General features: G+C 71.7%; 12 protein-coding genes. 10 read left to right on the top strand and 2 right to left on the bottom strand.

The window, feature by feature from the left end; all coding sequences use genetic code 11:
• Window positions 1-74: 74 nt before the first annotated feature.
• Complete coding sequence (gene clpS / locus V8Z80_RS02300; RefSeq protein WP_155196494.1) at window positions 75-389, bottom strand: ATP-dependent Clp protease adapter ClpS; 315 nt, start codon at window positions 387-389, stop codon at window positions 75-77.
• A 196-nt stretch (window positions 390-585) separates the two neighbouring features.
• Between clpS and V8Z80_RS02295 the strand changes: the two genes are divergently transcribed.
• Window positions 586-831, top strand: a complete 246-nt coding sequence (locus V8Z80_RS02295) for a cold-shock protein (RefSeq protein ID WP_155196493.1) — start codon at window positions 586-588, stop codon at window positions 829-831.
• A gap of 42 nt (window positions 832-873) precedes the next feature.
• Window positions 874-1,311 (top strand): DUF192 domain-containing protein, encoded by a 438-nt coding sequence (locus V8Z80_RS02290; RefSeq protein WP_155196492.1) that lies wholly within the window; start codon window positions 874-876, stop codon window positions 1,309-1,311.
• A 10-nt stretch (window positions 1,312-1,321) separates the two neighbouring features.
• On the opposite strand, the gene xseA is transcribed toward V8Z80_RS02290, so the two are convergent.
• Complete coding sequence (xseA, locus tag V8Z80_RS02285; RefSeq protein WP_336060860.1) at window positions 1,322-2,686, bottom strand: exodeoxyribonuclease VII large subunit; 1,365 nt, start codon at window positions 2,684-2,686, stop codon at window positions 1,322-1,324.
• Window positions 2,687-3,041: 355 nt separating this feature from the next.
• Here xseA and V8Z80_RS02280 point away from each other — a divergent pair, with 355 nt between their 5' ends.
• The 8 genes from V8Z80_RS02280 (at window position 3,042) to murJ (ending at window position 9,491) form a co-directional block, all read left to right on the top strand.
• Window positions 3,042-3,653, top strand: a complete 612-nt coding sequence (locus V8Z80_RS02280; protein ID WP_336060859.1) for a MotA/TolQ/ExbB proton channel family protein — start codon at window positions 3,042-3,044, stop codon at window positions 3,651-3,653.
• The gene (locus tag V8Z80_RS02275; protein ID WP_155196489.1) at window positions 3,650-4,057 is read left to right on the top strand and encodes an ExbD/TolR family protein; all 408 of its coding nucleotides are present in this window, start codon (window positions 3,650-3,652) and stop codon (window positions 4,055-4,057) included. The genes V8Z80_RS02280 and V8Z80_RS02275 overlap by 4 nt, the downstream gene beginning before the upstream one ends.
• A complete protein-coding gene (gene lpxK / locus V8Z80_RS02270) occupies window positions 4,054-5,124 on the top strand; it encodes a tetraacyldisaccharide 4'-kinase (RefSeq protein ID WP_336060857.1) in 1,071 nt (356 codons plus the stop codon). The genes V8Z80_RS02275 and lpxK overlap by 4 nt, the downstream gene beginning before the upstream one ends.
• A 52-nt stretch (window positions 5,125-5,176) precedes the next feature.
• Complete coding sequence (locus tag V8Z80_RS02265; RefSeq protein WP_155196487.1) at window positions 5,177-5,383, top strand: Trm112 family protein; 207 nt, start codon at window positions 5,177-5,179, stop codon at window positions 5,381-5,383.
• Between the two features lie 6 nt (window positions 5,384-5,389).
• Window positions 5,390-6,154 carry a 3-deoxy-manno-octulosonate cytidylyltransferase gene (gene kdsB, locus V8Z80_RS02260; RefSeq protein WP_336060856.1) on the top strand — a complete coding sequence of 255 codons (765 nt, stop codon included), beginning with the start codon at window positions 5,390-5,392 and terminating at the stop codon, window positions 6,152-6,154.
• A 145-nt stretch (window positions 6,155-6,299) separates the two neighbouring features.
• Window positions 6,300-6,953 carry an adenylate kinase gene (gene adk / locus V8Z80_RS02255; protein WP_155196485.1) on the top strand — a complete coding sequence of 218 codons (654 nt, stop codon included), beginning with the start codon at window positions 6,300-6,302 and terminating at the stop codon, window positions 6,951-6,953.
• 166 nt (window positions 6,954-7,119) lie between these two features.
• Entirely contained in the window at window positions 7,120-7,878 is a 759-nt protein-coding gene (locus tag V8Z80_RS02250; RefSeq protein WP_336060855.1) for a 3-hydroxyacyl-CoA dehydrogenase, read from the top strand.
• A gap of 62 nt (window positions 7,879-7,940) precedes the next feature.
• A complete protein-coding gene (gene murJ, locus V8Z80_RS02245; RefSeq protein ID WP_336060854.1) occupies window positions 7,941-9,491 on the top strand; it encodes a murein biosynthesis integral membrane protein MurJ in 1,551 nt (516 codons plus the stop codon).
• The last annotated feature ends 73 nt before the right edge of the window (window positions 9,492-9,564 follow it).

Here is a 9,564-nt window from a genome sequence, read left to right as displayed (position 1 = left end):
TATGGCGCCAGGCGGGCCGATTGCAAGGGCCGCGGCTGCTGCCGGCCACAGCGCGGATATCGGCGTGAACGGGGCTAGGCCGGCTCCATGATGCACTGCAAGGGGTGCTGGCGCGCCTGCGCGTACTGGCTGACCAGCGCGATGCGGGTCGAAGCGATATCGCGCGGGTAGACGCCGCACACGCCCCGGCCCTCGTGGTGCACCTGCAGCATGATACGGGTGGCCTGTTCGGCATTCTTGCCGAAAAATTTCTGCAGCACCTTCACGACGAACTCCATGGGCGTGTAATCGTCGTTGAGCAGCACCACCTGGTACATGGGCGGCGGCTCGGGCGGCGCGACCTCGGGGTCGACGACCAGATCGTGCTGGGTATCGTGTCTCGTGCTCATGATCCGAATATTCTAAGAAGCAGGCCCGGCCTTGCCCAGCCCCCTATGGATAGTCCTTACTTGACGCTTTCTCGGAAATCCGCGCATTATCGGTGACTTACGGGCGTCACGCATGGATACATGTGGCGCGCGCAAAGGAGCTTGCCGGCGGGCGCCGGATAGCGAATCAAACATACAAAGATGCGAGGCAGTCCGCATGTCCGATACAACCGCTACGCCCAGCACAGGGGAAACGCCGAAATCCACCGGCATCGTCAAGTGGTTCAATGACGCCAAGGGCTTTGGTTTCATCACGCCCGACGACGGGGGGGAAGACCTGTTCGCGCATTTCTCGTCCATCCAGATGAACGGCTTCAAGACGCTCAAGGAAGGCCAGAAAGTCGCGTTCGAGGTGATCCAAGGCCCCAAGGGCAAGCAAGCGCTTAATATTACGGCTGCTTGACTCCCGCATCCGGGACGCGGCCCCGCGTCCCGGCCCACCGCCATGCTCTCTAGCAGGTTCCTCCGCAACGCCGCCGCCCTGCTCGCCGGCTTGTGCACGGCCGCCGCGCTGGCCGCCCCTACCCTTCCCACCATCGAGCTGACCGCCGGCATGCACCGGATCCAGGCCGAGGTTGCCGACCGCGAAGAGACCCGCCGCACCGGCCTGATGTTCCGCCAGTCGCTGGCGCCGAACCACGGCATGCTGTTCGTCTTCGAGCGTGCATCGACACAGTGCTTCTGGATGCGCAACACGCTGGTGCCGCTGTCCATCGCCTTTCTGGCCGACGACGGCATGGTCGTGAACATCGCCGACATGGCGCCCCTGACCGAAAACTCCCATTGCTCGGCGCAGCCGGTGCGGTTTGCCCTGGAGATGGAACAGGGCTGGTTCGAGCAGCGCGGCATCAAGGCCGGCATGCGCCTGCGCGGCCTGCCCTGAACCGGCCGCGTCAGCGTCCGCCGCCGGCCTGCGTGCGGCGGACCTGGACTTGCGCGCTGCCTTGCGCGAACTCCAGGTGCAGCGCCTGGCCCGCCGCCAGCGTCCCGGCCTGGCGCACGATGGCGCCCTGCTCGTCGCGCGCGATGGCGTAGCCGCGCGCCAAGGTCTGGCCCGGATCCAGGGCGCGCAGCCGGGCTTGCAGGGAAGCGAGCGCCAGGGCGCGCTGCCCGAGCGAGCGCCGCGCCGCGCGGCTCATGGCGGCCTGGGCGCGCGCCAGCTGCTCCTGCGCGCGCCGCGGGTCGGGGCCGCGGTGCAGCAGCCGGGTGCGCAGCAGCGCCAGCCGCCCCTGCTGCCGGGCCAAGGGCCGCTGCATGGCGCTGCCCAGCCGGTGCGTCAGGCCGGCCAGCCGCTCGCGTCTTTGCGCCAGCCGCTGCGCCGGCGATACCAGCTGCGCGCAGGCGCGGTCCAGGCGCTGGGCGGCGCGTTCGAGCCGGCGCGCCTGGGCGCGCGCCAGCGCCTGGTCCAGCCGCGCCAGCCGCGCCAGCCAGTCGGCCCGGGGCAAGGCGGCCAGCTCGGCGGCGGCCGTGGGTGTGGGCGCGCGCAGGTCGGCGACAAAGTCGGCAATGGTGAAATCGGTTTCGTGCCCCACGCCGCAGATCACCGGGATGGCGCTGTCCAGGATGGCATAGGCCAGCGCCTCGTCGTTGAAGCTCCAGAGGTCTTCCATGCTGCCGCCGCCGCGCACCAGCAGCAGCGTGTCCACTTCCCGGCGGGCATTGGCCGCCTCGATGGCCTGCACCAGCCGCGGCGCGGCCTCGGCGCCCTGCACCGGCGCAGGGTAGATCACCACCGGCACGTGCGGCGCGCGCCGGCGCAAGGCCGTGAGCACGTCGCGCAAGGCTGCCGCCTGCAGGGAAGTCACCACGCCCACGGCGCGCGGCAGGGCCGGGGGCACGCGCTTGCGCTGTGCGTCGAACAGCCCCTGGGCGGCCAGTTTTTCCTTCAGGCGCACGAAGGCCTCGTAGAGATTGCCCTGCCCCGCGGGACGCATGGCCTCGACCTGCAGCTGGAAATCGCCCCTGGGCTCGTACAGCCCGACGCGGGCGTGGATGTCCACCTTGTCGCCCGCCCGGGGCGAGAAGCCCAGCGCCTGGCTGCGGCTGCGGAACATGACCGCGCGCACGGCGGCCTGGCGGTCCTTGAGGGTGAAGTACCAATGGCCCGAGGCGGCCTGGGTGAAATTGGAAATCTCGCCGGTGACCCAGACCAGCGGAAAGCTCGCCTCCAGGATCTGGCCCACAGCCTGGTTCAGCTGCGCGACCGTCAGGATTTTGCGCGCCAAATCGTCGTTCGTGACAGGAAAACGTGTAGTCATAAGGCTTAGCGGCGTGCGAGCTGTCCACAGGACGGCGGGAGCGGGCCGCGATCATACAACAGGGGCCCAAAACGCTCAAACCTGCCTGAGGGCCTAAAATAACCCCGGCAACTTATTGATATATAAGGGTTTTGCAAAAACAATCGCCTGCATAGCCCTAGGTAATACCGGCGCAGAGGCCCTGTTTACGCCTGCTCCGGGCCAGTTACGCACAGAATTATCCACAAAAACTGTGGATAGCTTGATGGGGACGCCCCGCCCGTGCGCCCCGGCGATGCTCTATGATTGCCCCCGGCGCCGTCCCGGCCCCTGCAAGGCCCATCCGGGCGCGCGCCGCCCGCCCTAGGAGCTTTTGTTGCTTGCCATACTCATTGCCGCCGGCTGGCCCGTCATTCCGCTGCTGCTTGCGTCCGTGCTGGGCCTGGCGCTGGTGCTCGAACGGCTCATGGCCCTGCGGCGCGCCAGCGTGCTGCCGGCCGGCCTGCCCGAGCAGGTGCTGCAGATGGTGCGCCGCGAGCAGGACAGCCCCGAGGCGCTGGCCCGCCTGGAAGCCGGCTCGCCGCTGGGCCGGGTGCTGGCCGAGGTCGTGCGCAGCCGCCACCTGCCGCGCGCCGAACTGCGGCTGGCCGTCGAGGACGCCGGCCGCGCCGAGGCGCACCGCCTGAACCGCTATCTGCCCGCGCTGGGCACCATCGCCGTGGTCGCGCCGCTGCTGGGCCTGTTCGGCACGGTGATCGGCATGATCGAGATCTTCGGCGCCTACCAGCCCGAGGGCAGCGATCCCGCCCAGCTCGCCCGGGGCATATCCATCGCCTTGTACAACACCGCCTTCGGCATCCTGATCGCCGTGCCCGCCATGGTCTTTCACCGCCACCTGCGCACCCGGGTCGACGGCTTCCTGCGCGACATGGAAGCGGCCGCCGCGCGCCTGGCCCGCCTGCTGGCGCGCCCCGAGAGGCCGGCATGAACTTCGGCGGCCCGCCCTCCGGCCGCGACGAGCTGGACATCGGCCTGATCCCGTTGATCGACGTGCTGCTGGTCATCCTGATCTTCCTGGCGGCCACCACCGCCTTCGTCCGGCCCAGCGCGCTGGAAGTCGCCCTGCCCCGGGCCCAGGACGGCGCGCCCGTGCCCCAGGCGCTGGAGCTGGCCGTGGGCCGCGACGGGCGCTATGCCCTGGACGGCGCCTTGCTGCAGGCCGAGGGCCCCCAACAGATCGCCCGTGCCCTGCGGGCCGCGCAACCCGGCCCCGAGACCATGCTGCTGATCAACGCCGACGCCCAGGCCACGCACCAGTCGGTGGTGGACGTCATGGAGGCGGCGCGGCTGGCCGGCATCTCGCGGGTCGGCTTCGGCGCCCGCAGCCCATGAAGCCGGACGGGCTGGCCGGCCTGCTCATGCGCCAGTGGCAGACGGGCGGCTGGCTTTGCGGCCTGCTCGCGCCGCTGGGCCTGCTGGCCGGCGCGGCGGTGCGGCTCAAGCGCCTGGCTTATGCGCGGGGCTGGCGGCGCGCCTGGCGCGCGCCTGTGCCCGTGCTGGTGATCGGCAACCTGTACGTCGGCGGCACGGGCAAGACGCCGGTGGTCATCGAAACCGCGCGGCAGCTGGCGGCACGCGGCTGGCGCCCGGGGATCGTCAGCCGGGGCTATGGGGTCAAGACCGGCCCGGCGCCGCGGGTCGGACAGGGAACGCTCGATGCGGCCGAATTCGGCGACGAGCCGGCCCTGATCGCGCGCGACAGCGGCGCGCCCGTGGCCATACACCCGCGCCGGCCGCTGGCCGCCCAGGCGCTGCTGGCACGCTTTCCCGACGTGGACGTCATCCTGTCGGACGACGGCCTGCAGCACCTGGCCCTGGCGCGGGATCTGGAGATCGTGGTGCAGGACGAGCGCGGCACCGGCAACGGGCGGCTGCTGCCGGCCGGGCCCCTGCGCGAGCCGCCTGGCAGGCTGGCCCAGGTCGATGCGGTGCTGACCAACCGCAGCGCGGGACCGGCGCCGGCCGCCGGCGCGTCCGCCTTGCCGGCGGCCGTGCGCCAGGCGGACATGTGCCTCGAACCCATGCGCTACGTGCACCTGGGCAGCGGCAAGGCGCTGACCCCCGAAGCGTTCGCCGCCCATGCGGGACAGGCCCGCCTGTTCGCCGCGGCCGGCATCGGCCAGCCCGAGCGCTATTTCCGCACGCTGCGCCAGGCCGGCCTGCGCCTGGACGGCACCCTGGCCCTGCCCGACCATTTCGACTACCGGGCCTCGCCCTTCGGGGCGGTCAAGGCCGACATCATCCTGGTGACCGCCAAGGACGCGGTCAAATGCCGCGCACTGGGCGATGCGCGCATCTGGGCCGTGGAAGCCGCCCCCCGCTTTTCCGATCCGGGGCTGTTCGACTGGCTCGATGCGCGGCTGCGCCAGGCCGCCGCCGGCCGGCCACGGCAGCCCTAGCGCCGGCGCCCGCAAGCGGCCGGCCGCCGGCAAAGTGTTCTAGAATCCGGCTATGGAATCCCGCCTGCTCGACATCCTCGTCTGCCCCCTGTGCAAGGGTCGCATGCAACACGACCGCGCTCATGCCGAGCTGATCTGCCATGCCGACCGGCTGGCCTATCCCATCCGCGACGGCATCCCCATCCTGCTGGAGAACCAGGCGCGCACCCTGGATCCGCGCCCCGACGGGCCTGCCGTCCCGACCCAGCCGGCCGCCTGACCGGCCATGGGCTTTACCGCGCTCATCCCCGCCCGGGCGGCCTCCACCCGCCTGCCGGACAAGCCGCTGGCCGACATCGCCGGCAAGCCCATGGTCGTGCGCGTGGCCGAGCGCGCCAGCGCCTCGGGCGCGCAACGCGTGGTCATCGCCACCGATACGCCGCGCATCGCCCAGGCCGTGCGCGAGCATGGCTACACGGCGCTGCTGACCCGCCCCGAGCATCCCACCGGCACCGACCGGCTGGCCGAGGCCGTCGCCCAGCTGGGCCTGGGCGACGAAGAAATCGTGGTCAACGTCCAGGGCGACGAGCCGCTGATCGAGCCGGCCCTGATCGATGCCGTGGCCCGGTCGCTGGCGGACAAGCCCTGGGCCGCCATCGCCACCTGCGCCTGCCCGCTGGCCGACGCGGCGGCCCTGTTCAATCCCAACGTGGTCAAGGTCGTCTGCGCGGCCGATACGCGCGCCCTGTATTTCTCGCGCGCCCCCATCCCCTGGGCGCGCGAGGCGCTGGCCGACGGCGGCAGGCGGCTGGCGCCGGGGCTGCCGGCCCTGCACCACATCGGCCTGTACGCCTATCGGGCCGGCTTCCTGCGCGCCTTCCCGGCGCTGCCGCAAGGCGAGCTCGAACGTTTCGAGTCGCTGGAGCAGCTGCGCGCGCTCGAGCACGGCCACGCCATCGCCGTGTACCGGGCCAGCCAGGCCCCGGCGGCCGGCGTCGATACGCCCGAGGATCTGCAGCGCGTGCGTGCCGTCTACGCAAATGCGGTATAAGAGTGGCTCGCCGCCCGGGCCTGCCATCGCGCGCGGCCGGCGACCCAGGAGACTCGACTCGGGCGCCGCGGCGGCCGCGGCGGCGGATACGGCATAATCGGCCCCGATTCCAGAAGAACAGATCCATCACAGTACAGGAGCACTCATGCGTCTCATCCTGCTCGGGCCCCCAGGCGCCGGCAAAGGCACTCAAGCGGCATTTGTCACCCGCCATTTCGGGATCCCCCAGATTTCGACGGGCGACATGCTGCGGGCGGCTGTCAAGGCCGGGACCCCGCTGGGCGTGCAAGCCAAGAAGATCATGGACGCCGGCGGCCTGGTCTCGGACGACCTGATCATCGGCCTGGTGCGCGACCGGCTCCAGCAGCCGGACTGCAAGCCCGGCTACCTTTTCGATGGATTTCCCCGCACCATCCCCCAGGCCGACGCCCTCAAGGAGGCCGGCATCGGACTGGACTACGTGGTCGAGATCGAGGTGCCCGAGCAGGACATCATCGAGCGCATGAGCGGGCGCCGGGTGCACCCGGCCAGCGGCCGCTCCTACCATGTGCGCTTTAACCCGCCCAAGGCCGAAGGCCTGGACGACGTCACCGGCGAGCCGCTGGTGCAGCGCGATGACGACCGCGAGGAAACCGTGCGCCGCCGCCTGGCGGTCTACCGAGAGCAGACCCGCCCCCTGGTGGACTACTACTCGAGCTGGGCGCAGGCCGACGCCGCCGCGCCGCGCTATCGCAAAATATCCGGCGTGGGCTCGGTCGAAGAGATCCAGGCCCGGCTGTTCGAGGCCCTCAAGCCCTGAGCCCGGCGCCGCCGGGCAGGCCGGCGGCCGCGGCCAGCGGCGCCCGCGGCGCCGCCGAGCCCGCCCGCAAGCAGGACTCCGCCGCCCCGCCAGGGGCGGTTTTCGCGCAATCCCCGCCTGGCGCAGCGCCCCCGCCCGCGCCAGGCGCCCCGCAAGGAAAAGCCATATGGATATCGCCAACAAGGTCTTCATCGTCACCGGCGCGGCCTCGGGCCTGGGCGCCGGCACCGCCCGCATGCTGGTGGAAAACGGCGCGCGCGTCGTGCTGGCCGACCTGCAGGACGAAGCCGGCCAATCGCTGGCCGGCGAGCTCGGCCAGCAATACGTACATTGCGACGTGACCCAGGAGGCCGACGCGCAAAAGGCCGTCCAGGCCGCCCAGGCGCTGGGCCCGCTCTTTGGCCTGGTCAACTGCGCCGGCGTGGCGCCGGCGGCCAAGACGGTCGGCAAGGACGGCGCGCACGAGCTGGGCCTGTTCCAGAAGGTGGTCGCCATCAACCTGGTCGGCACCTTCAACATGCTGCGCCTGGCCGCCGCCGCCATGGCCGGCAACACCCCCGAGCCCACCGGCGAGCGCGGCGTGCTGATCAACACCGCCTCGGTGGCCGCCTTCGACGGCCAGATCGGCCAGGCCGCCTACGCGGCCTCCAAGGCGGGCGTAGCCGGCATGACCCTGCCGATCGCCCGCGACCTGGCCCGCAACGGCATCCGCTGCGTCACCATCGCGCCGGGCATCTTCGGCACGCCCATGATCTTCGGCATGCCCCAGGAAGTGCAGGATTCGCTGGCCGCCAGCATCCCCTTCCCCTCGCGGCTGGGCCGCCCCGAAGACTACGCCAAGCTGGTGCGCCACATCATCGAGAACGAGATGATCAACGGCGAGACCATCCGGCTGGACGGCGCCATCCGCATGCCCCCGAAATGAAGCATGCCGCCCCGAGGGCCGGGCGCCCCGCAGGGATGCCCGGCCGCGACAGGAGCTAGTCCATGAACCTGCTGCGTTCGGCCGGGCTGGTCAGCAGCTTTACCCTGCTTTCGCGCATCACCGGGCTGGTCCGCGACGTGCTGATCGCCCGCGCCTTCGGCGCCGGCCCCCTGACCGACGCATTCTGGGTGGCCTTTCGCATTCCCAACCTGCTGCGCCGGCTGTTCGCCGAGGGCGCCTTCGCGCAGGCCTTCGTGCCCATCCTGGGGGCCGAGCGGACCCGGTCGGACCCGGCCCAGGTGCGCCAGATGCTGGACCGGGTCGCCCGCGTGCTCACCTTCGTGCTCATGGCGATCACCCTGGCCGGCATCCTGGCCGCGCCCTGGGTCGTCAGCGCCATGGCCACCGGCCTGCGCGAGCCCGCGCGGGCGCAGGACTTCGATGCCGCCGTCGCCATGACGCGCATCATGTTTCCCTACATCCTGTGCATGTCGCTGGTGGCCTTCGCCTCGGGCGTGCTCAACACCTGGCGCAAGTTCGCCGTGCCGGCCTTCACGCCGGTGCTGCTGAACCTGTCCATGATCGCCGCGGCCATCTGGCTGGCGCCGCGCCTGCACACCCCCATCCACGCGCTGGCCTACGGGGTGATGGCCGGCGGCCTGGCGCAGCTGGCGGTGCAATGGTGGGCGCTGCGGCGGCTGGACCTGGCCCCGCGCGTCTCGCTCAAGCTGGGGCAAGCCTGGCGCGACCCCGTGGTGCAGCGCGTGGTGCGCCAGATGGCGCCGGCCACCCTGGGCGTGTCGGTGGCCCAGCTATCGCTGCTGATCAACACCAACATCGCTTCCTGGCTGGCGCCCGGCAGCGTGTCCTGGCTCTCGTTCGCCGACCGGCTGATGGAATTCCCCACCGCCCTGCTGGGCGTGGCGCTGGGCACGGTGCTGCTGCCCAGCCTGTCGCAGGCCCACGCCCAGGGGGCGCGGGAAGACTACAGCGCGCTGCTGGACTGGGGGCTGCGGCTGACCCTGCTGCTGGGCCTGCCGGCGGCGCTGGGGCTGGCCCTGGCCGCCGACGGCCTGGTGGCCACGCTGTTTCACTATGGCCAGTTCGGGGCCGCGGACGTGGCCCAGACGCGGGCGGCCGTGGTGGCCTACTCGGTCGGCCTGATCGGCCTGCTCTCGGTCAAGATCCTGGCGCCGGGCTTCTATGCCCAGCAGGACATCCGCACGCCGGTGCGCATCGCCATCGCGGTGCTGGTGGCGACCCAGCTGCTGAACCTGGCGCTGGTGCCGCTGCTGCAGCACGCCGGCCTGGCGCTGGCCATCGGCCTGGGCGCGTGCCTGAACGCGGCGGCGCTGCTGCGCGGCCTGATCCGGCGCGGCGCCTATCGCCCGGCCGCCGGCTGGGGCCTGTTCGTCCTGCGCCTGGCACCCGCGCTGCTGGCGCTGGGCGCATGGCTGGCCTGGGCCGGCGGGCGCATCGACTGGCTGGCGCTGCAGGCCCAGCCCTGGCTGCGCGTGGCCATGCTGGGCGGGGTGGTCGCCGTCGGCGCGGCGGCCTACTTCGCCGTGCTGCTGGCCCTGGGCCTGCGGATCGTCCCTCCCCCGAGGCGCTGAAGGCGCCTGCCTGCCGGGGCGCCGCGGACACCCGGCCCGGCGCAGCCGGCCGCGCCGGGCCGCTGGAACAGGG

Source organism: Orrella sp. JC864 (genome assembly GCF_037026685.1).
Classification (GTDB): Bacteria; Pseudomonadota; Gammaproteobacteria; order Burkholderiales; family Burkholderiaceae_B; genus Orrella.
This window is presented reverse-complemented; position numbering and strand designations above follow the sequence as displayed.

Bases quoted from the DNA above. Each gene is read 5' to 3' on its own strand.
- clpS (WP_155196494.1), bottom strand. From the start codon at position 389: ATGAGCACGAGACACGATACCCAGCACGATCTGGTCGTCGACCCCGAG.
- V8Z80_RS02295 (WP_155196493.1), top strand. From the start codon at position 586: ATGTCCGATACAACCGCTACGCCCAGCACAGGGGAAACGCCGAAATCC.
- V8Z80_RS02290 (WP_155196492.1), top strand. From the start codon at position 874: ATGCTCTCTAGCAGGTTCCTCCGCAACGCCGCCGCCCTGCTCGCCGGC.
- xseA (WP_336060860.1), bottom strand. From the start codon at position 2,686: ATGACTACACGTTTTCCTGTCACGAACGACGATTTGGCGCGCAAAATC.
- V8Z80_RS02275 (WP_155196489.1), top strand. From the start codon at position 3,650: ATGAACTTCGGCGGCCCGCCCTCCGGCCGCGACGAGCTGGACATCGGC.
- lpxK (WP_336060857.1), top strand. From the start codon at position 4,054: ATGAAGCCGGACGGGCTGGCCGGCCTGCTCATGCGCCAGTGGCAGACG.
- V8Z80_RS02265 (WP_155196487.1), top strand. From the start codon at position 5,177: ATGGAATCCCGCCTGCTCGACATCCTCGTCTGCCCCCTGTGCAAGGGT.
- kdsB (WP_336060856.1), top strand. From the start codon at position 5,390: ATGGGCTTTACCGCGCTCATCCCCGCCCGGGCGGCCTCCACCCGCCTG.
- adk (WP_155196485.1), top strand. From the start codon at position 6,300: ATGCGTCTCATCCTGCTCGGGCCCCCAGGCGCCGGCAAAGGCACTCAA.
- V8Z80_RS02250 (WP_336060855.1), top strand. From the start codon at position 7,120: ATGGATATCGCCAACAAGGTCTTCATCGTCACCGGCGCGGCCTCGGGC.
- murJ (WP_336060854.1), top strand. From the start codon at position 7,941: ATGAACCTGCTGCGTTCGGCCGGGCTGGTCAGCAGCTTTACCCTGCTT.